The sequence below is a fragment of the Clostridium sp. TF06-15AC genome, assembly GCF_003481165.1.
GTDB lineage: Bacteria > Bacillota > Clostridia > Lachnospirales > Lachnospiraceae > Otoolea > Otoolea fessa.
Map to the genome: position 1 here is coordinate 201071 of NZ_QUKS01000004.1, position 24300 is coordinate 225370.

Genomic DNA, 24300 nt, shown 5'->3' on the forward strand with positions numbered 1-24300 from the left:
TATAATATAGACAGATATTGAGGGTTCCATATCTGGTCTATGGAAAGGAGGAATATGATTACAGTAACAAAAAAAGACTTAATAGAACTGGGTTATGGGACTTCATTCGCAGCAGACATCATAAGAGAAGCAAAAAAACTTATGATTTCAAAAGGGCATACCTACTATCAGTCACGCAAACTGGACAGGGTTCCCAGAGAAGCTGTGGAAGAATTGTTAGGGATTACTTTTACTGATAAATCAAACTGATTGTACTTCTTGCACATTTATGTAAGGAGTGAAATCATGGCAAAAGACCCTATTAAGAAAGCAGAAAACGGAACTTATTATTTTAGAGCAAACTTAGGTTTCCACCCGATTACCGGAAAACAGATTCAGAAATACAAAAGCGGATTCAAGACAAAAAAGGAAGCCAGAGAAGCATATTCAAAGCTTATGCTTACATCCACAGAGGAATTGACAGAAAAGAAACAGCAGCTATCCTTTCAGCAGTTCATTGAAGAGACTTACCTACCTTGGTATAAAACACAGGTAAAGGAAAGTACCTATCTGAACCGCCGTTCTACCATTCAGAAACATTTTTCATACTTTTACAAAATGACGGTGGATGAGATAGAACCCATTAACGTCCAAAACTGGCAGCTTGAACTCGCAAAAGAATTTAGTCCAAACTATATCCGTATTGTACAGGGTATGCTCTCCATTGCCTTTGACAGAGCAGTTGTTCTCGGTCTTGCAAAGAAAAATCCGTCACGAATGATAGGAAACATCAAGAGCAAGAAAACAAAAGTGGATTTTTGGACACTGGATGAATTTCAAAAGGTAATTTCCCTACTCTACAAGGGCGATTATTACGAACATTACCTTTTCATTTCATACTGGCTCCTGTTTATGACTGGAATGAGAATCGGAGAAGCCGCAGCCCTGCAATGGTCGGATATCAACTTTGAAACCGGACTTTTAAGTATAACGAAAACGCTGTACTATAAAACAATAGACGAATACAAATTTGTGGAACCAAAGACACAAGCCAGTATTCGCACTATCTATATTGACACAGATACCATTAAAGAATTAAAAGCATGGCAGGAAGTACAGCAAAAGGTTTTAAAGGACTGTGACCTTGTACTAAGCTATAATGGGATTCCCACCAGTAAGCACACCCTCCCACGGGCATTAGAAAAACTTGCTGGATTGGCAGGCGTACACCGTATCAAAATTCATGCACTCAGACATTCCCATGCTTCCCTGCTCATCAGTATGGGAGAAAATCCTTTATTGATTAAAGAACGTCTGGGGCATGAAAAGATACAGACCACGTTAGGAACCTATGGACATTTATATCCCAACACCAACGTGGAAGTTGCCAAAAAATTAACTGGCGTTCTCACTTATACTCCGGCAACAACCAGTGTTGCCGATTACACCAGCAATCAGCATACAGCAATCTATCACAGAGCAGTTGAATAAAAAAATGCAATCAAAATGCAATTCTAAAAGAAAAGAGCCTCAAAACCCTTGAAAATAAAGGCTTTGAAGCTCTGCTCCAACTATTCAAACTCTACAAAGACTAACGCTTTTTGTTTAGGAATTATTCTCTGTAATGTTTCTCGTTCTTTTGATTATTTGATATATCCATATTATCCTGCCTATACGAGCTAATGTTATCATTTTGTTATCGGCATTGATAACACCTACTCGATAACTGTGGATAATAACTATATGTAGCATGTCAAATTATAAGCTATTTTGCTTAGAGATTCAACACAAAACTGAAATTTTACTTTTCCTTATATTCATCTGGTATTGCTATTTGAAATGTTTCACACAACAGCATCACATCATGCACATCATTTTTATCGTGTTCATATCCCAAATGAAGCATTACCTGACTCAATGGTTCAATACAAGAAACAGTTATATCTCCAACTTTTCCAATACCGGAAAAAGTTTTTGATGGAAATATATCTCCCTCATAAACAATTCCGTCATCTGTAAATTCAAAACAATGTAAATCAATGATTCTTTGTTTATCATCTTTCCAGACAGTATGACCATCCGTTGTATAATCAGTATTTACTTCCTCAAATCCATGCTGCTTAATCACATAAATATAATCATGATAATGTTTCAGTTCAACAAACAAATCAATATCATTGTGTATTCTTGATTCTCTTTTAAGAAGTGCATCAACACCCCATCCGCCATCTAAATATACTTTAATTTCGTTTTGCAAAGCATATTTTATAATTTCACATGCATCTTCTGTACGTACCATAATCTATCCTCCAAATTCAAATCTTTGTATGCTTTCCAACTCACTAAAAGCCTGAAATTTGTCAGTCTTTCATCCTTTTTGTTATCAATCACCAATTAGCTGTAATCCATTAGGATTTAGCTGATATATTTTATCGCACACCTCTTCAATATACTTTCTATCGTGAGAAATGCTAATGACAGCCCCCGGAAATTCTCGGAGCATTTTTCTTATTACCGGACCGGACAATGGTGAAAAATTTCTTGTCGGTTCATCCAGAATAAGAACATTTGCACCACTTAAGCTCATCCTCAAGAGAAGCACTTTCGCCTTTTGTCCGCCTGATAACTCCCGAATCGGATGCTCCATTTCATCTGGTGTGTATTTAAGTGAACCAAGGTATGTTCTAATTCTTGTACGCTCTTCTTTATCTCCTGTTTTATCAAGGTAATCAACCGGTGTAACATCCAAATCCAGCAGGTCTTCATAAGTTTGAGGCATATATTCTGCTTTAATGTCATTCCGATTTAGGAGTTCTTCCGCTATCTTTTTTAGAAGAGTCGTTTTTCCTGCCCCGTTGGCTCCTATCATACAGATTTTTTCTGAACCTTTTATTTTTAAATGAATTCCTTCTGCTAAAATTCTTTTGCCATCCGGAGTCACAAGCTTTGAAAGTTCATATTCTATGACCGTTTTTCCTGCGGGAATGTGTGAGTTTTCATCCCCTAATTTGACAAAGATTGCTTCTTCCTGTTCCGGCATCTGAGTCATATTTTCATCTTCTTTTTCAAATCTTCGTTCCATTGCCTTAACCGTATGCATTTTGTCCTTTAAGTTTTTGGCAACAGACGGTGCTTGTCTGGTACAACTTCTTAATGCACCTTGTACACTCTGCATAACTCTTTGATATTTTTCATCGCGAATCTTTTTCTCCCTACGGTCACTCAGTGCCCGCTGTTTTTGGATTTCAAATTTATGAAGCCGTTCTTCCACATAGCGTCTATAGGGAAGCTTTGCCACGGTATATCTCGCCTTTGTTTTTCGTATAATCTGCTCGATATGTATCACCATGTTGGCAGTACGCTCTATCAGCGTTTCATCGTGTGAAATAAAAAGCACAATGTGCTTCCAGTCATTTATGATTTTTTCCAGTAATGTAAGCGTCGCAATGTCGATGTCATTGGAAGGTTCGTCCAACAACAGCACAGAAACATCGCGAATGAAAAGCCTCATAAGTTGTGTCTTGACTTTTTCGCCTCCTGAAAGACTACCCATTGTCTGGTTACTGTAGAAAAAATCATTTTTCATTCCAAATTTTCCCGCAATAACAGACAATTCTTTAGGCGTTTTCTCCCAGAATATTTCCTCTTCAGAAAAATATTCGTATATTGTTTTTTCCTTATCTTCATCGAGCATCTCCTGCGGAAGATAACCAAGACGTTCGTGTCCCATTATCCTTTCCCCATCTGCTTCTATATAGTTTTCTACAAGCGACGGATTGTATATCCACTTCATTAATGTCGATTTCCCATTTCCCTCTTCTCCAATAATAACTGCCTTATCTCCATCATTTAGCACAAGGTTGAAATCATTAAGAATTATTCTCAGGTCTTTTTTATGTGTTAAATTTAATTTTTTTATCTGCAACATTAAAGTTTCTCCTTTTCGAAGTCTGAGCCAATTATTATTTTGAACACACAAAAACGAGTCTTTTTTGCATACGCAAAAATAGACTCGCTAAATAGACCCTTATTTCTTTTCCAAAAGGAAAACAAAGGAAATGCCTCTTGCGATAATCCAACTTAAGCGTACACAAAACAAACCTATTCTCTACAGGCTCAATAACTATATGTGTCTTACTTAAATCAAATTATCTATTAATCATTTCCTCACCTTACACAAAATGTGCCTTTCTTTCTTCTAATGGCAATACTATCATACTGTATTTTTTGTGTCAATACATTTCACCTTATGGAAGTGCAAATTAAAATTTTCACTTCCTAATTATACATCCAACCATTACGAAATTCAATCTTTCACAACCTCTTTACAACCACAACCACAGCACTCCAGCAAACGCAGGAGCACCATACCGTAAAACGCTTATGTGTAAATCAACTCCGTTCCTACAACTTCCCTCACACAAGCCTGAATATTATTCATTCTTCCAATCCATTCGTAGGGATTATCTTTCTTTAATTGTTCCGTCACATCTTGTCTGTCGGCATATTCCTTTACCAGTCGAAGAAACATATCCTCTGCTTGCTTATCGACTTCTGCAAGATAACTATGCAGCTTTCCGCTTGTCAGCAGGTTCATATATAACACTTTATAGTGTTCCTTTAAATGCCTTGCATGTCGTTTCCCCCATAAACCAATCGGCTCTATTTCTTCTTCGGCTGGTACTGTGATGTTCGGCAATAAATAATCACCCACCTGTCTATAAGTTCCGCCCATTTCTTCAAAAATTGTCTTTGTCATTTTCCTTTTCCTCCTGTGATTTTTGTCTATCGTGATCGTGTATTATCACGCTTGCGACCTTTAACTGTTCTTGCCTGCTCCAACAAATCATCTATCTGTTTGCGACCAAAAACCTTACGGAGCAGGCTGTAATCTTTATTTTCTGCTTTTAGGATTTTGTTTTCTTCGGTCAATCTTTCATTGACTTTCTCCAAACGCTGATTGGTGCGGTATAACTGTGCATTCGCTGTATTCAGCCTATGATAGTTGTCCCACCCCTCAAAGCAGCGGGCAAGCACCGTTTTGACAAGTTGCTTCAATTTCCTTACAACCGGCTCTGCCATTTTGGTTTTATATGCCTTTGCAGTCATAAATTTCTCTGGTTCTGGCAACTGATATTTCGGTGCAGTATCAAGCTCTATTTCAAGATTTGACAGCTCGTCTTTTGCCTTATCATAGTTCAATACTCGTTCCGACAACACATCAAATTCAATCTGTTTCTGCTCGATTTTCGCACCTAATGCCGCCACTTCTTTTTCTCTTTCCTGCTTTTTATAATCCAAAACAGAAAGATGTTTTTCGTGTGTGCCTAAATGTTCCCACTCAATCCCATAACGTTCCATCACCGCCGCAAGCTGTTCTTTTTCGGACTGTATCCATTGCGACCACTCCGTATCGCCACGACTGCCGCCCTTAAAACCTTGCGTTGCAAGAGCCTGCTTTAGTGACACTCTTGTATCAAGTCCACGCTTGCTGCCTGTGGTAAAAGGTACAAAATCTATGTGCAGATGTGGTGTAGCTTCATCCATATGCAGATGAGCCGAGAACACCCGAAGCTGTGGATTTCGCTCCTGAAAACCCTGATAGTATTCATCTAAAATCTGCTTTGCCAGTTCTCCGTTTTCCGTATCGGCGTTCATATTTCCCTTACCGCCCACCTGTAAAATGATTTCGTGGAACGGTTTTTCCTGCTTGGAACTTCGGATTTTTTCATAATAATCTTTTATCTTTCGGTCTGACCTTATCTGCTTGGCATTGTATCTTTCCAATGCTTCATCAAACAATTCGTGATAAACTGTCTTTATATTTTCATTGCAGTAGTCGATATTGAGATGAGTACGAGTTCCGTCTACATTTTCTGCTCGGAACTTTCGGCTATTGTGATTGACCGAGCCTTTACCGACCATTGCACTTATCGTTCTCTGCATTTTTTCATCTCCCATCTGTAAATTTCAACATTCTCAGGTTTTGTTACTTTTGTCAAAAGTAACGCAAAAGCACTTTTGACGGGTACACCCATCAAAAATGCGACCTGTAAACAGGTTTTGCGTTCTCCGAAGGCTCTCCGAGGGGTGAGCGTGTGCCGGTGGCACACACGCCTGCGAACCGACCGAGCCAGCAGGCGAGACCAAAGAGCCGCCTTTGAAAAGGCACTCTCTGCACACTCCCCTAAACTTTATCCGGTGTCAAAGTGTGACGATGGTGACAATGTTTTTCACAGCGTGCTGCTCTCAAAAACATTGACACCTTTGACACCGTTTGTCACGCCGTCTGCTCGGTTTCTTTCCAAAGTGAAACCTTTCTTCCGTCGTGTGTGCGGCTGTTCTGATAACGGATACCGTAATCACGAAACAGCCTGCTTGCGTTGATACTGAGCCTTAAAGAAAGTACATTCGGCTTTATATCCACCGCAAGCCTTTCGCAAAGTTCCGAAGCAGTTCCTTCCCATCTGTCACTTTCCGAAAAGAGCGTATCCGCTATCTTCTCAAGCAGAGGTTCGGGCGGTTCTTTCCACATCTCCGTTTCCGATTTTGCAAAGTTCCACACCAATCGCTCGCTGTCCCTTACAAGATGGATTTTCATATCCTGCTGGTCTCTGCCAGCAACATCAAGTGTGGCATTGTTGGAAGTACGCTTGTCCTTACTGAGAACAAATGCACCGTCTGCCGCACCCATCAGACCATTCGTGCCTGAAATCATATCGAATATATCTTCCGATTTTTGTTTGCGTGTATGATGAACAATAAGCATTGAAACCTTGTAACTGTCTGCCAACGCTTTCAGCCTTGCCACAACATCATAATCACTTGCGTAGCTGTAATCTGCTCCGCCTGCTTCACGCACACGCTTTAAGGTGTCTATGATAATCAAGCCTGTGTCTGGGTGTTCCCTCATAAACCCTCTTATCTGTTCTTCCAGTCCGCCATTGACCGTTTTACATTCCGTTGCGAAATACAGATTGCCTGTCTCCTTTGCACCGAACATCTGAAACAATCGCTTCTGCAAACGTGGGTAATCATCTTCAAGGGCAAAATAAAGCACCGTTGCCTTACGCACCTTATACTCCCAAAGCGGTGTGCCTGTGCTGATATGATAGGCAAGCTGTGCCATCATAAAGCTCTTTCCCACTTTCGGGGAACCTACGAAAAGGTAAGTTCCCCTTTGGAGCAGACCGTCGATAAGTGGTGTCTGAACCTCAAACACCGTATCATACAGCGTTGTCATTGATACTGTTTTCAGATAGGAAGGGTCTAACTGTCTGAGTATTTCCCTTTGCATTTCTTCAAAAGATTGCTCGTACCCCTTGAAATCCGTATCCTGATTGACTATACTATTGTCAGTACATTTGGAAAGTGACTGTTCCGCATCTGTTGCCGCAGATACATTTGGAATAGTCATTTCTTTTTTATTCTCCATTCGCATCCTCTCCTTTCAAACCGCCGAGAATAATGGAAATCAGTTCTATTACACTCAGCAGTTCATCATCCACACCTTTTCCTGCTTCAATCCTTTTCAGTTCCGCAAGGACTGTGGCAAATTCCGTTTTCAACGCCTTATACACTCTCGGATTGCCCTGTACCACCACATCCTGATTTAAGCAACGGCGGTAACAATACTCCTGTTTTGGCAATCCTGATAGAGCTACAGCTCTGTTAATGAGTTCGTTTTCTTCGGGCGATACTCGAAACCCTACTGTGATATTCCTCCAACGATTTTTGTTATCTCTGTTCTTAGCTGACATTTTCAAAATCTCCTTTCCCTAAATCATCTAATTTTTCTGCCATCTCAATCTGCTTTGACGGAAAGAGGTGTGCGTACTGATAAGTAATATCAATACTTTCGTGACCAACTCGGTCAGCAATCGCCACCGCAGAAAAGCCCATATCAATCAAGAGTGAAATGTGGCTGTGACGGAGATCGTGAATGCGGATACGCTTCACGCCTGCCGCCTTTGCCCCTCTGTCCATCTCGTGATGAAGATAGCTTTTCGTCACCGTAAAGATACGGTCTTTCTTCTTCAATCCGTAAAGCATACCGAGATATTCTTTCATTTCCTCACACAGAAACTTCGGCATTTTAATCGTGCGGTTGCTCTTTTTCGTTTTCGGAGAAGTAATCACATCCTGCCCTTTCAAACGCTGATAGGATTTATTGATTGTGACTGTTTCCTTATCAAAGTTGAAATCTGCCGGAGTCAAAGCTAACAGCTCGCCCTCTCGGATACCGCACCAGTAAAGCATTTCAAACGCATAAAAGGAAACAGGCTTGTCCATCATCTCAAAAGAGAATTTCTTGTATTCTTCCTTTGTCCAGAACAGCATTTCCTTGTGTTCCTCACGTCCCATATTTCCCACCTTTGCCGCAGGATTGGAACGCAGTTCATAGTAGCGGACAGCGTGATTGAAAATGGCGGACAACTGATTGTGCAGCGTTTTCAGATACGTCTGTGAATAAGGCTTTTTCTTCTCATCACGATAGGCAAGCATTTCATTCTGCCAAGTAATAATCTCCTTTGTGGAAATCTCGCTGATTTTCAGTTTCCCGAAATACGGAAGTATCTTTGTGCGTATGATATGCTCTTTGGTAAGCCACGTGTTTTCCTTCAAACGGTTCTTCACATCATTGATATAAAGCTCCGTAAAGGCTTCAAAACTCATATCAAGGTCTGAAGAAGTCTGCAATTTGAACATTCTTTCCCATTCCTGTGCTTCTCGTTTGGTAGCAAAGCCACGCTTGCATTTCTGCTTGCGTTCCCCTTTCCAGTTCACATACCTTGCCATCACATACCAAGTACCGTTATCTTCATTCTTAAATACCGGCATTTACATTTCCCCCTTTCCTGCTCCGTAGAGCCTTTCGTAAAAATACTGGCGATTTACACGCCCTGCAATCGTAATAAAGCCCTTTGCTTTCAATTCCTCATTTAATTGTCTGATGAGTTTATATGCATAAGGTTTTGATACGTTTAGTTCCTGAGCCACATCTTCGGCTCGGATAAATCTGTTTTCCATATCCTTTTTCTTCCTTTCTTAAAATAATTTTTTGCTTGCCGCTTTCTCCGTGTTAAAGTTCCAACAGGCACTCCTGCTTGTCGGCAGGCGCTGTGCTGTCCCAATGCACCGCAGTACATCAGGCGCTCGCTCGTATAGGGGTTCCCGAAAAGTCGGAGACTTTTGGGGAAGAGGAGGAGCAGTGCAGCGAATGAGCTTTTGTGCTTGCACACAAGCGAACGATACGGAACTTGCTCCGACGAGGTCTTGGCGGTTTGGCTTTTCGGACGGTCATTCAGTTGTCGCATTAAGCATATTTGTTTAATTCGTAATTTATTTTACTAAACATATTTGCTATTGTCAAGTGGTTGCAAAGAAAATATTAAACATTTTTGTTTCGGTTTTTCTTGACTTCCACTAAACATTTCTGCTATACTTATTTCACTAAATATAAAAGGAGCGTATCATTATGGCTATCAGCGAAAGAATACATTTTTTCAGACTAATGCGTGGTATGACACAAAAGTATCTCGGTACAGCAATCGGTTTTCCAGAAAAGAGTGCTGATGTGCGTTTGGCACAGTACGAAACTGGTACACGCAAACCGAAAGCAGACCTTACAAATGCATTGGCACAGGTGCTTGATGTTTCTCCACAGGCTCTTGATGTTCCTGACATAGACAGCTATATCGGTCTTATGCACACTCTGTTTACCCTTGAAGATATTTACGGTCTTACTGTCAGTGAAGCAGACGGAGAGGTATGCTTAAAGGTCAACAAGGACAAAGGCAGAGAAGCATATGAACTCCTCAAAATGCTGTATGCTTGGAAAGAACAGGCAGACAAGCTATCTTCCGAAGAAATCAACAGAGAAGAATACGATAACTGGCGTTACCATTATCCAGAGTTCGACACCACACAGCGTTGGGCAAAAGTTCCATCACAGGAATTAAGTGACGCTCTCGTGGAAGCATTCAAAGACCACTTGAAAGATAAATAAGCACCTACAGGACCTGCCACTGGCAGCTCCCTACAGATGCTTTGGCAACGACAAAAAAGCCCTTAACTATGGTTATTAACCACAGCTAAGGGCTTAGTTTATAATATGGAATTTGTTCAGAGCCAAGCTCCGAACTTTAGTCTGCAAGCCACCTGTTAATTGTTCCGTTACCCATAAACCACTGGATAACAAGAATAATGGCACTTGCTATGACTGTTATCAATTTGTTATCAAAAGACTAATCGAAATCGCTGAAACCCGCATAAACACTGGCTTTTTTAAGCAACTCGATTTATTCAAATTCAATCGTAGCCGGCGGTTTCCCCGTACAATCATACAGTACGCGGTTTACACCTTTTACCTCATTGACAATTCGGCTTGTGACTTTTCCAAGTACTTCCCACGGAAGTTCTGCGGATTCTGCGGTCATGAAGTCGGATGTGAGGACGGCACGAAGTGCGATGGCATAGTCATAGGTTCTGACATCGCCCATGCAGCCTACGGAACGCATATTGGTCAGGGCTGCGAAGTACTGACCGAGTGTGCGATCGATACCTGCTTTTGCGATCTCCTCGCGGTAGATAGCGTCTGCATCCTGTACGATGCGTACCTTCTCTGCGGTTACCTCACCGATGATACGAACGCCAAGTCCCGGACCCGGGAACGGCTGACGGTATACCAGATTTTCCGGAATACCAAGCTCCAGACCGGCGCGGCGGACCTCATCTTTAAACAGCATACGCAGCGGCTCGATGATCTCCTTGAAATCTACGTGTTCCGGAAGTCCGCCTACGTTGTGGTGGGACTTGATAACAGCGGATTTTCCAAGACCGGACTCAATCACATCCGGGTAAATCGTACCCTGTACGAAGTAATCTACTTTGCCAATCTTCTTTGCTTCTTCCTCAAATACGCGGATGAACTCTTCGCCGATGATCTTACGCTTGCGCTCCGGATCGGTTACACCTGCCAGCTTGTCGTAGAAACGCTGCTGTGCATTGACACGGATGAAGTTCAGCTTGTACGGACCGTTCGGACCAAATACTGCCTCTACCTCGTCACCCTCGTTTTTACGAAGCAGACCGTGATCGACGAATACGCAGGTCAGCTGGTCGCCGATCGCTTTCGCCATCAGGACGCCTGCTACGGAAGAGTCTACACCGCCGGACAGAGCCAGAAGGGCACGACCATTTCCTACTTTTTTACGGATTTCTTCGATGGATTTCTCTACGAACGCATCCATCTTCCAGTCACCTGCACAATGGCAGACACCGTATACGAAGTTATGCAGCATCTTGGAGCCTTCCTGTGTATGAAGTACCTCCGGATGTGCCTGGATGCCGTACCAGCCTTTTTCTTCATTTTCCATACCTGCAATCGGGCAGACCGGAGTATGGGCTGTCACACGGAAACCTTCCGGCATCTTGGAAATATAGTCGGTATGGCTCATCCAGCATATGGTCTTCGGGGATACACCCTCATACAGCTTAGATGTTGTGTCTACCTCTACCTCAGTCTTTCCGTATTCGCTGACCGGTGCTGTGGCAACCTCGCCACCTAACAGGTAGGACATCAGCTGTGCGCCATAGCAAATACCCAGTACCGGGATTCCCAGATCAAAGATTTCCTTTGAACATCTCGGAGATTCCTCCTTGTATACACTGTTCGGTCCGCCGGTGAAAATGATACCCTTCGGGTTCATCTCTTTGATTTTTTCCAGCGGCAGGGTGTAAGGATGAACCTCACAATATACGTTACACTCTCTTACTCTTCTGGCAATCAACTGATTGTACTGTCCGCCAAAGTCCAGTACAATGATCATCTCTTTCTCCACGAGTATTCCTCCTATAATTTTATGCTGCGATCCGTACTTCATCAACTTGTAGCTTCGAATCAACTTCCAGGATTTATGGTCACACGCTTGCACAACATGTGAACTGTAACAGTCATACTGCTACCGCAGGTAATCACTCCGTTCCAGCCCCATCGCCGCCAATCGAAAAATAACCGGTCGCAATCTGTTCAGCAGCTATACCACGTTCTCTTCCTGTCAATTCCTGTAACTTTTATTATAAAATACCCGGCAATTAAAGACAAGCCATTTTTACGGTATTTTCAGGCACTTTTTTCAGAAAAATGCTTTTCGATTCAATTCAAGTCGAACATCCGTGAGACTTGGCGCGTGATTCTGGTCAGCGAAGCATCGGCAAAATCCGCTACCAGTATGATATCGTACGGAATTTTCAGTGCAGAAAATTCCTATCCGCAAGTAAAAATGCATATTCTATGCAGAATCACTGCGCATCCTCGCGGAGCGTTTATCTCAATCGGAGACCTAACTCCCACTGAGACAAATTTGTTATTACTCGCCACCTAAAGAGGTGGGGCTTCTCAACTGAGAGCAAAGGATGAAAATTATTATACTATTTGCATTGTGCAGATATGCACACCCTGCGCTTTCATCTCGGTAATTGAATTGCCGAGGATTCCTGCTTATTGTCCTAAACATTTAAATATTTCTTCACATACTTCCCCGTATACGATCCCGGCGTCGCTGCCACCTCTTCCGGTGTTCCTTTCGCAATCACGGTTCCGCCGCCCTCGCCGCCTTCCGGTCCGATGTCGATCAGGTAGTCAGCAGTTTTGATGACATCCAGGTTATGCTCAATGACAACCACGGTATTTCCACCATCCGACAAACGTCTTAATATCTCAATCAGACGGTGTACGTCGGCAAAATGAAGTCCCGTAGTCGGTTCGTCCAGAATATAGATCGTCTTGCCGGTTCCACGCTTGCTCAGCTCCGTCGCCAGCTTAATTCGCTGTGCCTCACCGCCGGACAGCTCGGTGGACGGCTGTCCCAGGCGGATATAGGAAAGTCCTACATCGTAGAGTGTCGCAATCTTCCGGTGTATGGACGGCACATTTTCGAAGAATTTCATCGCCTCCTCAACCGTCATATTGAGGACATCATAGATGCTTTTCCCTTTATATTTGACCTCCAGCGTTTCCCGGTTATAGCGCTTGCCGCCGCAGACCTCACACGGCACATAGATATCCGGCAGGAAATGCATCTCGATCTTGATGATACCGTCGCCGGAGCACGCCTCACAGCGCCCGCCTTTTTTATTGAAGCTGAAACGTCCTTTATTGTAGCCTTTTGCCTTGGCATCCGTAGATGCCGCAAACAGATCCCGGATCAGATCAAATGCCCCCGTATAGGTTGCCGGATTGGAACGCGGCGTCCGCCCGATCGGAGACTGGTCGATCGCGATAATCTTATCGAGCTGCTCGACGCCCTCGATGGATTTATGTTTTCCCGGAATCGTATGTGCTCGGTTCAGCTTCTTTGCCAGCGCTTTATAAAGAATCTCATTGACAAGTGAGCTCTTTCCCGAACCGGAAACGCCGGTGACGCAGGTCATCACGCCCAGCGGGAATTTGACGTCGATATTTTTAAGATTATTTTCCGCTGCGCCTTTTACCGTCAGCCAGCCAGCCGGTTTTCTCCGCTCGGACGGCACCGGAATCTGAATGCGCCCGCTCAAATATGCGCCGGTGATCGATTTTTCATTTTTCATAATCTCTTCCGCTGTGCCGATCGCCACGACCTCGCCGCCGTGTTCGCCCGCGCCCGGACCGATGTCCACGATACAGTCTGCCGCGCGCATCGTATCCTCGTCATGCTCAACCACCAGAACTGAATTTCCCAGATCCCGCAGGTGTTTCAGGGTATCCAGAAGCTTGTCGTTGTCCCGCTGGTGAAGTCCGATACTCGGCTCGTCCAGAATATATGCCACACCGACCAGACCGGAGCCGATCTGGGTTGCCAGGCGGATTCGCTGCGCCTCGCCGCCGGACAACGTGCCAGTCGCACGCGACAGGGAAAGGTATTCCAGACCGACATTGATAAGGAAGCTGATCCTCGCCCGAATCTCTTTCAAAATCGGCGCACCAATCGCCTGCTGCATCGGCGTCAACTCCAGCGCATCGATAAATTCGCGGAATTTGACGATCGACATATCGGTCGCCTCGAAAATATTTTTCCCACCAACCGTGACTGCCAGAGATTCCTTCTTTAATCGCTGCCCCTTGCAGGCTGGACACGGCGTGATCCGCATAAATGTCTCATATTCCGCCTTCATTGAATCAGAGAACGTCTCGCGGTATTTGCGGTTCATGCTCTGAATCAGCCCCTCAAAGGCAATATCATAAATTCCCTCGCCACGCTGTCCACGGTAATACACCTTCACAACCTTGCCGCCGGTTCCGTAAATTAAAATATCATGGATCTCCTTCGGATAATCTTCAAACGGGGTATCCAGACTGAAATCGTATTCTTTTGCCAATGCATTTAAGATCGCGCCGGAAAAGCTCGTTTTGTCCGTGCAGGACTGCCATCCCATCGCCGTGATCGCACCCTGATTGATGCTCAGGGTCTTGTCTGGAATCATCAGATCCTCGTCAAACTCCATCTTATATCCCAGACCGAAGCAGTCCGGGCACGCACCAAATGGGTTGTTGAAAGAGAAGCTGCGCGGCTCGACCTCATCCACGCTGATACCGCAGTCCGGGCAGGAAAAATTCTGGCTGAACGTCAGGGTATCGTGCTTTTCTTCGCCATTTTCATCCCGCACCGCCGTATCGGTCAGCATCAGACCATTGGAGAGACCCATGACCGTTTCAATCGAATCCGAAAGGCGTTTCTCAATCCCCGGCTTGACCACCAGGCGATCGACCACAATCTCAATATTGTGCTTGATATTTTTATCCAGCGTGATCTCCTCGGAAAGCTCGTATAAGCTGCCGTCCACCCGCACACGGACATAGCCGCTCTTCTTTGCCTGCTCCAGCACTTTCTCGTGGCGTCCTTTCCGACCGCGCACGACCGGGGCAAGAAGCTGGATCTTTGTGCGCTCTGGCAGCGCCATGATCTGGTCAACCATCTGATCGACCGTCTGACGGCGGATCTCACGACCGCACTTCGGGCAATGCGGAATACCGATCCGTGCGTACAATAGACGCATATAATCATAGATCTCCGTCACTGTGCCGACCGTCGAACGCGGATTCCGGTTCGTCGATTTCTGGTCGATAGAGATCGCCGGGGACAAGCCCTCGATGCTCTCGACATCCGGCTTTTCCATCTGACCTAAGAACTGACGCGCATAGGACGACAGGGACTCCATATACCGCCGCTGCCCTTCGGCATAGATCGTGTCAAATGCCAGAGATGATTTACCCGAACCAGAAAGTCCGGTCAGGACGACCAGCTCATTTCTCGGAATATCAATGGAAATGTTTTTCAGATTGTGCTCATTGGCACCTCGTATCTTTATATATTGCTTCGCCATATCTGTACCTCAATTATCATTGACTCTGCTCTGTTTTATCATGTCGCTGCTGACTTATTTTATAGTCATTATAGTCACAGTCTTCCCTGTAATTATGCTTAGTATAACACATTCCAAAAGTCTTTGCAAACATTTGTTCTGTTTGATAAAATTGAATCAGCTAAACATAGATATTCCTTGGGAATAGAAGTCAAACTTTTCATCAATTCTAATACAAAAAGGGCACCTCCGCCCAACTCCAAACCTAACATGGAGACCAGACAAAAATACCCTTTCGCCCTATTTCATTTTTTCACGCATTCATTTTATTTCACGTTTTTTCGTCCCCCGAAGATACACCAGCCAGTACCCGCCTCCAATTACCAGCATCCCGCCGATCATATTTCCGATCGTAGCCGGAATCAGATTATTGAGAATAAAGGTTCCGATCGTCAGCCCTTCCGCTGTCAGACCGTACTCGCCCATGATCATCAGCCCCGCCGGGATGTAAAACATATTGGCGATGCAATGCTCGAAGCCGCAGAGAATGAAAATCGCCACCGGCGGATAAAGCGCCAGAATTTTGCCAGATACCTGCTCGGAGCTCATCGCCGCCCAGACTGCAATACAAACCAGCACATTACAGAGAACCGCACGGCACAGCACCTCCGGCAGAGTCAGGGTCACCTTGGAAACGGCTGTATTCAGAAGAACCTGCGCCAGATCGCCGCCGTACAGGCTTGGAATATGCCCGTAGACAAATAAAACCGCCACAAAGATCGCGCCAATCAGATTTCCCAGATAGACAAACAGAAGATTTTTAAACAGTCCGCCCACGGAAATCCGTTTCTGCAGCGCCGAGATCGTCATCAGGCAGTTCCCAGTGAAAAGTTCCGCCCCGGTGCAGACCACCAGCGCCAATCCTGCCGGGAATACGAGTGCCGAAGCAATCCGCGATGCCGAGGCATTTGTCATTGCTGCCGAGGCAACCGACGCCCCTGCGCCTGCCAGCGCGATGAACATTCCGGCGAAAAAGCCGAGTATCAGCATATGAGACACCGGAAGTTCCGCCTTTTTTCTGCCCGTCTCCACATAATTTTCTGCAATCTGTTTCGATGCAATCATAGATTTTCCTCCCATCAGCCTTTCTATGTCCGAAATTCATTTTTCAAATTCTTCCTTTTATCTTCTGAATTTCCGAACCTGCCACATCGTTTTATAACCTTTCCTTCCATTTCAAACAGAAAAAGACGCTTTTCGTCCGATCTTTCTGTTCTATCCCTTTAAAATCTTTGACAAACAACCGTCTTTTCTATTATTTCTATATCATTTCTGATGTCGTCTTATCATCTCAAGCCGCCATCTGACATCACCTATCAATGGCTTCCCTTATTCTTTCATGTGACTATTTTTTGTAGTTCTCCCACAAATCTTATAAGCTCCCCTTCATTTTTTCTACCGTTCCTCCCGGAAATAATTCTCACCCAGATGCGCCGGAATATGTGCACCCTTATTCTTACGCATAGATGCGATCACCAGCACGAGGGCAGTGATAATGAATGGAAGTGCATCGAAAAATGCCGTCGGAATTGCATACGTATTTTTCGGCACATAGTATTTCAGCACGCGCAGCGCCCCGAAAATAAAGGAACCGTAAATAACATTGATCGGTTTCCACGCCGCGAAGATAACGAGGGCAACGGAAATCCAGCCAAGACCGCCGACGCTGTCGCGCAGCCACACGCCGCCGTTGATGATCATCGAGCAATATGCGCCGCCGATACCGCAGATCGCACCGGATAGCAGGATATTAATGTATCTCCACTTTGTAACTTCGATACCTGCCGCATCTGCTGCGCCCGGATTTTCTCCGATCGCCTGCACATTTAAACCAACCTGTGTTTTATATAAGTAGAAACTCGCCACAATCGCGATGATGATTCCAAGATAAACGAACGGGTTATAGGAGAATAATAATTCTCCGACCACCGGCAGATCGCTGAGTCCCGGGATGTGGATGTTACGCATCTGTGCCGTCACCGCATCCGGAAGTTTCAGGGTGCCGTTCTCTGATTTTTCCAGCATAAAGACGCCGATAAAATTGGCTAATCCGACGCCGAAAATCGTCAGGGTCAATCCCGTTACATTCTGATTTGCCATAAATGTGACAGTCAAAACACCGTAAATCAATGCCGACAGCATTCCAGCCACCGCCGCAGCTAACAGCGCCGCAACAAAGTTATCCGTCTGATAGCCGACCATGAATCCGGCGCACGCGCCAATCGACATCATGCCCTCGACGCCCAGATTCAGGTGTCCGACCTTCTCACTCAAAATTTCGCCAACCGTGCCAAACAGGAAAGGCGTACCCGCCAATACAGCCGCCACCAGAAATTTAATTACGATCTCGCTGCTCATGCGCGTGTACCTCCTTTTCCGCGAAATACAAATTGATACCGTATAAACAGTTCACATCCCAGAATGAAGAACAGTATGATTCCCTGCAGCACATCCGCGCAGTCCGAGGACAATCCGAATGAAGACTGAACTACGCTGCTTCCTTTTTCCAGCACGCTGAACAAAAAGGTAACCAGCAGAATCACCGGCGGATTCAACTGTGCCAGCCATGCCACGATGATCGCCGTAAATCCGACACCTCCGGCAACTGCCGTCGTCAGCGTGACATCCGAACCGGTCGCCTGCACCATGCCGCCGATGCCGCAGACAGCGCCGGACAGAAACATCGTCCGCAGAACCACTTTTTTTACATTCATGCCGGCATAGCGGGCTGTCTCCTGGCTCTCTCCCACGACGCTGATCTCATATCCCTGCTTGGAACGATTTAAGTAAACCGCTATCACTACCACAAGAATCAGCGCAATCACCCAGCCGAACTGGATGCCGAACACCTTATCGAGCGCCGCATTCTTATTGAAACGGGCAATCTTCGCATATCCCTGGGAACCTGGGTCACGCCATGCGCCCTCTCTCAAAAATACGATGACATTCAGCGCGATATAGTTTAACATCAGCGTAAACAGCGTCTCGTTCGTATCATACCGGGTCTTAAACCACGCCGGAATGAGTCCCCACAGACCTCCGCCGATCGCGCCTGCCAGAAACATCACGATCACCAGCAGCCAGTGATTCCAGTTCGCATGGAACAGTGCAAAATACGAGGCAAAAATACCGCCCATAATGATCTGTCCCTCGGCTCCGATGTTCCAGAATTTCATTTTAAATGCCAGCGTCACGCCCAGCGACGCAATTAAAAGCGGAATCATGATTTTGACCGTTGCCTGTATCGCCATCTCGCTTCGCAGCGCTCCGGTTACAATCGTCTGATAAATGACAAATGGATTCTGCCCAATCAGCAGGATAAAGAATCCGCCTGCCACCAGAGCCAGCACGATCGCCTCCAGACGGAGGATCAATGTTTCTCTTTTTCCAAGTTCCGCCTTTTTTACAACGCGGATCCACGGTTCTTTCATGCCTGTTCCTCCTTCTTTTCGGATGCCATACTCTTATCCAGCCCCAGCTCGCCCGCTTCGGTACCGGTCATCATCAGTCCCAGCTGTTCTTTCGTGAGCTTCTTCGCATCCACAATACCCGTGATCTTTCCATGGCAGAGTACCATGATCCGGTCTGAAAGCTCCAGAAGCACATCCAGATCCTCGCCGATATAGACAACCGCCACGCCCTTTTTCTTCTGCTGGTTCAGGAGGTCGTAAATCAGATAGGAAGAATTAATATCAAGCCCTCGCACCGGGTAAGCCGTGATCAGCACCTGCGGGCTCGACTCAATCTCACGTCCCAAAAGTACCTTCTGGACATTGCCCCCCGACATCATACGCACCGGCGTATCAACGCCCGGCGTCACGATTCCCAGTTCTCCGATCAGGCGTTCTGCCATCTCCCTCGCCGGTTTCCGGTCTACAAACAATCCTTTCCCTTCCGAATAGGACTTGAGCAGCATATTATCAACCATCCCCATTGAAGCAACCAGTCCCATGCCGAGACGATCCTCCGGCACGAAACTCATACTGATTCCGAGGCGGATGATCTCCGCCGGAGTCTTACCGATGATATTTTCCTTACGGTACAAAATAGCGCCCTTTTTCGCGTCCATCAACCCGGTCAGCGTCTCGCAGAGTTCTTTCTGACCGCTTCCGGCAACACCGGCAACGCCCAGAATCTCGCCTGTTTTAATCTCAAAAGAAATATCATCCAGCGCCACGCCGCCGTCACTCTTATCGACGGTCAGATCGACAATCTTCAAAATAGTCTCTCTCTTCTCCATCTCCGGGCGCTCGATATTCAGGCTGATTGGTCGTCCAACCATAAGCTCCGTAAGTTTCTTCTCATCACATCCGGCGGTTTCTACCGTCTCGATGCTCTTTCCTTTTCGCAGAATCGTGACACGGTCACTGATAGAAAGGACCTCATTTAATTTATGGGTAATAATAATAATCGCACAGCCCTGTTCCCGCATCCGGCGCAGGATTTTAAACAGCCGCTCCGTCTCCTGCGGCGTCAGGACTGCCGTCGGCTCGTCCAGAATCAGGATCTGGGCGCCTCTATATAATACCTTCAGGATCTCGACCGTCTGCTTCTCGCTGACCGACATGTCGTAGACCTTTTTCTCCGGTTCAATTTCAAGTCCAAATGACTGTCCAAGCGCTTCAATTTTTTCCCGCAACGCCTTTCTTCCCAGCCGTTTTCCCTTGGTTCCCAGCACGATATTATCCATCGCACTGAACACATCCACCAGTTTGAAATGCTGATGAATCATACCTATTCCTAAATTTCTCGAATCTACCGGCGAATTTATGGAGACTTCTTTTCCTCCAACCAGAATCGAACCGGCATCTGGGTGGTAGATACCGGAAAGCATGTTCATGAGCGTTGTCTTACCGGAACCATTTTCTCCCAAAAGTGCCATAATCTCGCCGTACCGGACGGTCAGATCAATCTTATCGTTCGCCACGACGCTTCCGAATGCTTTCGTGATCTGCCTACACTCAATGGCATACTGTTCTGTCATATCGTCACCTCAAATGAATATTTAACCAATTTTTTATCAATTTCCTAAAAAAGAAAAAAGAGGTGCCGCAAATGAAAGTGGATCCATTTGAAGCTGCCTCCTTTTATCTGTTATATACTCTTGAAATCTGCAACACCCGGAAGTGTTTCCGAACCTGTTTCAGCATCGCTTCCAGGTATATAATTCCGTGATTATTTCTCTACGATGTTCTTGAAGTACCAGTGAATATTGCCTGTGATATCTGCATCAGACATATGCTCGCCCTCGGTGCCAACGGTGGTTCCGTCGTTGCACTCGATCACGCCATCAAATACATCCCAGTCGCCAGACTCGATCTTCGCACGTGCCTCATCGATCTTCTCCTGCGTACCATCTACGCACAGGTCAGATAACGGGGAAATGTCTACCAGACCTTCCTCCAGACCGCCGAAGTAGTTCTCGCCTGTCCATGTACCATCAATCAGATCCTGTACAGCTTTGGTATAGTAAGCGCCCCAGTTCCAAACGGTGGAGGTCAGAACTGCCTTCGGAGCATCCTTGCTCATATCAGAGTTGTAACCAACACCAAATACGCCAGCTTCCTCAGCTGCCAGCTGCGGGTTCGGTGTATCGCAGTGCTGTCCAATGACATCACAGCCCTCGTTGATCAGGGCTACGGCTGCCTGTTTCTCACCTTCCGGATCGTACCAGCTGTTGGTGGTCTTGATGTAAACGGTTGCATCCGGGTTTACAGAATATACACCCATTGCAAATGCGTCACATCCGCCGGTAACCTCGGCATTGTCCTTGCCCCAGGCGCCGACATAACCGATCTTATTGCTCTCTGTCTTTAAACCAGCCGCGATACCAGTGAGGTAACGAGACTGATAAATCCGTCCAAAATAATTGTTAAAGTTCACACCGTTGGATTTGTAGCCGGTTGCATGGGAGAAGATAACGTCCGGATATTCTTCTGCCAGTGCCTCGCATGCATCCATGTAGCCCCAGCTTGTCGCGAAGATAATCTGGCATCCTTCCTCGACACACTCGCGCATTGCTGTCTCGATGGCAGTCTGATCATCGTCCGCTACGTTGTTCTTGCGGATAATCTGATCATCCTCCAGACCAACGGCTTTCTGCATCGCTACGATACCCTGATCATGCGTATAGCTGTAACCGGAACCATCCGCCGGATTTCCAATATGAATCACTCCGACCTTCAGATCCTCTTTAGCAACTGCCGGCATCACGCCCTCTGCTGCCTCGCCTGCTTCTGTGTCTGCCGCGTCAGCTCCCTTTTCCTCCGCTGCCTTCGTATCTGCTGTATCAGAAGACGAAGAAGAACAGCCTGCACACAGGGACAGCGCCATGGCAGCGCTCAGTAACACGCTTACTACTTTTCTCATAACATTTCCTCCTAAGAATGCCTGCGAATGCGGTTCTTTCCCTTTCTCATCGTTTGTCAGAATTCCCTCGCGGAACCTGAAATCCGAAAATAAAACCGCATTCCCGAAAATTTGGATCGATACAGGAGATATTATTGCATATTTACAGACGATTTTCAAGGAATTTGCCTGATTTTTACTGTGATATTTATTAATTTCTTTTCATAAGTTTTACTTATTTCTGTTTTCCTCCTGTAATCCCCCGATATGCAGGAAGGGAACACCGGAGGAATCAGCTGCCAGCATCTTTTTTCGACGCAGATAACACAAAAACAGGCACCAGACATTTCCTTTCAAAATGCCTGATACCTGCTCAGCTCACTGTAACTGATTTCTCTTATAACTTCGGCAAACACGTAACCGTCCACCTTATAATACACGGCTCTGTTTTAAGCCTCTGCCTCGCCATCTTCTTTCTTCTCTTCCAGAATCTTCATAAACTCCTCACCGGTGATCGTCTCCTTATCCAGAAGATAGTCTGCCAGCTCATGAAGCTTATCCTCATGCCCGGAAAGAATAGCTTTCGCTTTCTCATACGCGCTCTTTACCAGCGCAATCACTTCCTCATCGACCCTCGCCGCCGTCTCTGCCGAACAAGCCAGGGAAGTATCGCCGCCTAAGTAGGCGTTGTTGACCGTCTCGAGCGCTACCATGCCGAAATGGTCACTCATGCCGTAACGCGTCACCATCGCACGGGCGATCTTGGTTGCCTGTTCGATATCATTCGAAGCCCCTGTCGTGATAGAATGGAAGATCAGCTCCTCCGCCGCACGGCCGCCGGTCAGTGTCACGATCTTGTTGAACGCCTCTTCCCTGCTCATCAGGAAGCGCTGATCCGCCTCCACCTGCATCGTATATCCGAGTGCCCCAGAGGTTCGCGGCACAATCGTGATCTTGTGGACCGGAGCCGAGTGCGTCTGCAGCGCCGCTACCAGCGCATGACCGATCTCATGGTAGGAGACAATCTTCTTCTCATCCCCGGAAACACCGGCATCCTTCTTCTGATATCCGGCAATAACCGTCTCGACACTCTCTTCCAGATCCTGCTGGGACACGGTCTTTCGTCCCATCCGGACTGCCCGCAGCGCCGCCTCATTGACAATGTTTGCCAGCTCCGCGCCGCTCGCACCGTTGGTGGCACGGGCGATCTCATTGTAATCCACACTCTCATCCACTTTAACCTTTTTGCCATGGACTTTCAGAATTGCCTCACGGCCTTTCAGATCCGGCAGCTCTACCGGAATCCGGCGGTCAAAACGTCCCGGACGAAGCAACGCCGGATCGAGGGATTCCGGACGGTTGGTCGCCGCCAGAATGACAACACCCTTCTTGCCGTCAAAACCATCCATCTCAGTCAGAAGCTGGTTCAGCGTCTGCTCGCGCTCGTCATTGCCGCCCATGCCGGCGCCGTCACGCTTCTTACCAATCGTATCGATCTCGTCGATAAATACGATACACGGCGCTTTTTCATTGGCCTGTTTAAATAAATCACGCACCTTCGCCGCACCCATGCCGACAAACATCTCAACAAATTCCGAACCGGAGATCGAGAAGAACGGAACGTGTGCTTCCCCGGCAACGGCCTTCGCCAGCATCGTTTTACCGGTTCCTGGAGGTCCGACTAACAGGGCGCCCTTCGGCAGCACCGCACCGATCTCCGAGTATTTTTCCGGCTTATGCAGGAAATCGACAATCTCTTTTAATGCATCCTTCGCCTCTTCCTCGCCAGCCACATCTGCAAATGTGATACCCGTCTCGGATTCTGCATAAATCTTCGCATTCGACTTGCCAAACGTCATTGCGTTGCCAGGTCCGCCACCCATCCGTTTCATCAACGAACGTCCCATGAGCTGTCCGATTCCCACAAAGAGAACCAGCGGCAGGATCCAGGTCAGCAGGAAATTCAGCAGCGGTGACGCCTGTGTGTTGATCTCCGCACTGTATTTCACATCCTTACCATCCAGCAGATCATACAGGTTGACACCCGGAATCTCGCCGGTTTTATAGGTGACATTCCACGCTGTGTTTTTATTGTCATTTTTTAGCGTATAAACGATCTCATTGTTCGTCGTCACATACACTTCATCGACATTATCTTCCTTCAACTGATCGCTGAACTGGTCAAACCGCACCTGCTGCGTCCGATCCATCATAGATGGAAAGAGGAAAATATTTAACAGCATGACAATCAGCATAACCAATCCATAATAATATAAAAATGATTTTCTGGGCGGCTGCTTTCCGCCGCCGTTCGTGTTCTCTACCATAGATTGTTCTCCTTATTGTGAGTCTGTGACAGATGGTTTCTGTGTTTCTGTCACATCGTTTCGTGATACATTAACATATACAGCATTCTTTGTTATTTGTCAATCCATAATAGTAAATATTTATTTACTTTTTATATTTGTTGACCTTTTTGTCTGGATGTGCTAGAGTACAAGTAAATTGATGTTTCCTTGTTTGCAATTTATGTTTGTGAAATGGACCGCATTTTATTACTTTGATATTTAA

19 protein-coding genes are annotated in these 24300 nt (G+C 46.0%); 3 read left to right on the forward strand and 16 right to left on the reverse strand.

Annotated features, from left to right (window positions below):
- Window positions 1–54 precede the first annotated feature (54 nt).
- On the forward strand, window positions 55–249 hold the full coding sequence (locus DXC57_RS09965; RefSeq protein ID WP_011861908.1) for a DUF3173 domain-containing protein: 195 nt from the start codon (window positions 55–57) through the stop codon (window positions 247–249).
- Window positions 250–285: 36 nt separating this feature from the next.
- A complete protein-coding gene (locus tag DXC57_RS09970) occupies window positions 286–1470 on the forward strand; it encodes a site-specific integrase (RefSeq protein WP_015552515.1) in 1185 nt (394 codons plus the stop codon).
- A gap of 310 nt (window positions 1471–1780) precedes the next feature.
- Here the strand turns inward: DXC57_RS09970 and DXC57_RS09975 are convergent, their stop codons facing one another.
- The 8 genes from DXC57_RS09975 to DXC57_RS10010 form a co-directional block, all read right to left on the reverse strand.
- Window positions 1781–2278, reverse strand: coding sequence for an aminoglycoside nucleotidyltransferase (locus tag DXC57_RS09975; RefSeq protein ID WP_009247521.1), 498 nt, complete (start codon window positions 2276–2278; stop codon window positions 1781–1783).
- 84 nt (window positions 2279–2362) lie between these two features.
- A complete protein-coding gene (locus tag DXC57_RS09980; protein WP_009247522.1) occupies window positions 2363–3907 on the reverse strand; it encodes an ATP-binding cassette domain-containing protein in 1545 nt (514 codons plus the stop codon).
- 453 nt (window positions 3908–4360) lie between these two features.
- Complete coding sequence (locus DXC57_RS09985; RefSeq protein ID WP_009247523.1) at window positions 4361–4738, reverse strand: TnpV protein; 378 nt, start codon at window positions 4736–4738, stop codon at window positions 4361–4363.
- Window positions 4739–4764: 26 nt separating this feature from the next.
- Window positions 4765–5925: a plasmid recombination protein gene (locus DXC57_RS09990; RefSeq protein ID WP_009247524.1), complete on the reverse strand. Its 1161-nt coding sequence runs from the start codon at window positions 5923–5925 to the stop codon at window positions 4765–4767.
- 334 nt (window positions 5926–6259) lie between these two features.
- Window positions 6260–7414 carry an AAA family ATPase gene (locus tag DXC57_RS09995; RefSeq protein WP_009247525.1) on the reverse strand — a complete coding sequence of 385 codons (1155 nt, stop codon included), beginning with the start codon at window positions 7412–7414 and terminating at the stop codon, window positions 6260–6262.
- Window positions 7404–7739 carry a hypothetical protein gene (locus tag DXC57_RS10000; protein WP_009247526.1) on the reverse strand — a complete coding sequence of 112 codons (336 nt, stop codon included), beginning with the start codon at window positions 7737–7739 and terminating at the stop codon, window positions 7404–7406. The genes DXC57_RS09995 and DXC57_RS10000 overlap by 11 nt, the downstream gene beginning before the upstream one ends.
- Entirely contained in the window at window positions 7729–8820 is a 1092-nt protein-coding gene (locus DXC57_RS10005) for a site-specific integrase (RefSeq protein WP_009247527.1), read from the reverse strand. Before DXC57_RS10005 ends, DXC57_RS10000 begins: the two co-directional genes overlap by 11 nt.
- Entirely contained in the window at window positions 8821–9009 is a 189-nt protein-coding gene (locus tag DXC57_RS10010; RefSeq protein WP_009247528.1) for a transcriptional regulator, read from the reverse strand.
- Between the two features lie 448 nt (window positions 9010–9457).
- Here DXC57_RS10010 and DXC57_RS10015 point away from each other — a divergent pair, with 448 nt between their 5' ends.
- On the forward strand, window positions 9458–9988 hold the full coding sequence (locus DXC57_RS10015) for a helix-turn-helix transcriptional regulator (protein WP_009247529.1): 531 nt from the start codon (window positions 9458–9460) through the stop codon (window positions 9986–9988).
- Between the two features lie 292 nt (window positions 9989–10280).
- Here DXC57_RS10015 and guaA read toward each other — a convergent pair whose 3' ends face one another.
- The 8 genes from guaA to ftsH form a co-directional block, all read right to left on the reverse strand.
- Window positions 10281–11822, reverse strand: coding sequence for a glutamine-hydrolyzing GMP synthase (gene guaA / locus DXC57_RS10020; protein WP_118652414.1), 1542 nt, complete (start codon window positions 11820–11822; stop codon window positions 10281–10283).
- A 667-nt stretch (window positions 11823–12489) separates the two neighbouring features.
- Complete coding sequence (uvrA, locus tag DXC57_RS10025) at window positions 12490–15342, reverse strand: excinuclease ABC subunit UvrA (RefSeq protein WP_118652416.1); 2853 nt, start codon at window positions 15340–15342, stop codon at window positions 12490–12492.
- Window positions 15343–15642: 300 nt separating this feature from the next.
- Window positions 15643–16446 (reverse strand): formate/nitrite transporter family protein, encoded by an 804-nt coding sequence (locus DXC57_RS10030; RefSeq protein WP_182457282.1) that lies wholly within the window; start codon window positions 16444–16446, stop codon window positions 15643–15645.
- A 330-nt stretch (window positions 16447–16776) separates the two neighbouring features.
- The gene (locus tag DXC57_RS10035; protein ID WP_022360158.1) at window positions 16777–17739 is read right to left on the reverse strand and encodes an ABC transporter permease; all 963 of its coding nucleotides are present in this window, start codon (window positions 17737–17739) and stop codon (window positions 16777–16779) included.
- Window positions 17736–18812: an ABC transporter permease gene (locus tag DXC57_RS10040; RefSeq protein ID WP_022360157.1), complete on the reverse strand. Its 1077-nt coding sequence runs from the start codon at window positions 18810–18812 to the stop codon at window positions 17736–17738. The genes DXC57_RS10035 and DXC57_RS10040 overlap by 4 nt, the downstream gene beginning before the upstream one ends.
- Complete coding sequence (locus DXC57_RS10045) at window positions 18809–20365, reverse strand: ABC transporter ATP-binding protein (protein ID WP_107000563.1); 1557 nt, start codon at window positions 20363–20365, stop codon at window positions 18809–18811. Before DXC57_RS10045 ends, DXC57_RS10040 begins: the two co-directional genes overlap by 4 nt.
- Before the next feature lie 191 nt (window positions 20366–20556).
- A complete protein-coding gene (locus DXC57_RS10050) occupies window positions 20557–21750 on the reverse strand; it encodes a BMP family ABC transporter substrate-binding protein (RefSeq protein ID WP_107000564.1) in 1194 nt (397 codons plus the stop codon).
- A gap of 428 nt (window positions 21751–22178) precedes the next feature.
- Window positions 22179–24056, reverse strand: coding sequence for an ATP-dependent zinc metalloprotease FtsH (ftsH, locus tag DXC57_RS10055; RefSeq protein WP_118468261.1), 1878 nt, complete (start codon window positions 24054–24056; stop codon window positions 22179–22181).
- Window positions 24057–24300 lie beyond the last annotated feature (244 nt).

What these genes read in the sequence shown, in the direction of transcription:
- DXC57_RS09965 (WP_011861908.1), top strand. Translation starts at nt 55, where the DNA reads ATGATTACAGTAACAAAAAAAGACTTAATAGAACTGGGTTATGGGACT.
- DXC57_RS09970 (WP_015552515.1), top strand. Translation starts at nt 286, where the DNA reads ATGGCAAAAGACCCTATTAAGAAAGCAGAAAACGGAACTTATTATTTT.
- DXC57_RS09975 (WP_009247521.1), bottom strand. Translation starts at nt 2,278, where the DNA reads ATGGTACGTACAGAAGATGCATGTGAAATTATAAAATATGCTTTGCAA.
- DXC57_RS09980 (WP_009247522.1), bottom strand. Translation starts at nt 3,907, where the DNA reads ATGTTGCAGATAAAAAAATTAAATTTAACACATAAAAAAGACCTGAGA.
- DXC57_RS09985 (WP_009247523.1), bottom strand. Translation starts at nt 4,738, where the DNA reads ATGACAAAGACAATTTTTGAAGAAATGGGCGGAACTTATAGACAGGTG.
- DXC57_RS09990 (WP_009247524.1), bottom strand. Translation starts at nt 5,925, where the DNA reads ATGCAGAGAACGATAAGTGCAATGGTCGGTAAAGGCTCGGTCAATCAC.
- DXC57_RS09995 (WP_009247525.1), bottom strand. Translation starts at nt 7,414, where the DNA reads ATGGAGAATAAAAAAGAAATGACTATTCCAAATGTATCTGCGGCAACA.
- DXC57_RS10000 (WP_009247526.1), bottom strand. Translation starts at nt 7,739, where the DNA reads ATGTCAGCTAAGAACAGAGATAACAAAAATCGTTGGAGGAATATCACA.
- DXC57_RS10005 (WP_009247527.1), bottom strand. Translation starts at nt 8,820, where the DNA reads ATGCCGGTATTTAAGAATGAAGATAACGGTACTTGGTATGTGATGGCA.
- DXC57_RS10010 (WP_009247528.1), bottom strand. Translation starts at nt 9,009, where the DNA reads ATGGAAAACAGATTTATCCGAGCCGAAGATGTGGCTCAGGAACTAAAC.
- DXC57_RS10015 (WP_009247529.1), top strand. Translation starts at nt 9,458, where the DNA reads ATGGCTATCAGCGAAAGAATACATTTTTTCAGACTAATGCGTGGTATG.
- uvrA (WP_118652416.1), bottom strand. Translation starts at nt 15,342, where the DNA reads ATGGCGAAGCAATATATAAAGATACGAGGTGCCAATGAGCACAATCTG.
- DXC57_RS10030 (WP_182457282.1), bottom strand. Translation starts at nt 16,446, where the DNA reads ATGATTGCATCGAAACAGATTGCAGAAAATTATGTGGAGACGGGCAGA.
- DXC57_RS10035 (WP_022360158.1), bottom strand. Translation starts at nt 17,739, where the DNA reads ATGAGCAGCGAGATCGTAATTAAATTTCTGGTGGCGGCTGTATTGGCG.
- DXC57_RS10040 (WP_022360157.1), bottom strand. Translation starts at nt 18,812, where the DNA reads ATGAAAGAACCGTGGATCCGCGTTGTAAAAAAGGCGGAACTTGGAAAA.
- DXC57_RS10045 (WP_107000563.1), bottom strand. Translation starts at nt 20,365, where the DNA reads ATGACAGAACAGTATGCCATTGAGTGTAGGCAGATCACGAAAGCATTC.
- DXC57_RS10050 (WP_107000564.1), bottom strand. Translation starts at nt 21,750, where the DNA reads ATGAGAAAAGTAGTAAGCGTGTTACTGAGCGCTGCCATGGCGCTGTCC.
- ftsH (WP_118468261.1), bottom strand. Translation starts at nt 24,056, where the DNA reads ATGGTAGAGAACACGAACGGCGGCGGAAAGCAGCCGCCCAGAAAATCA.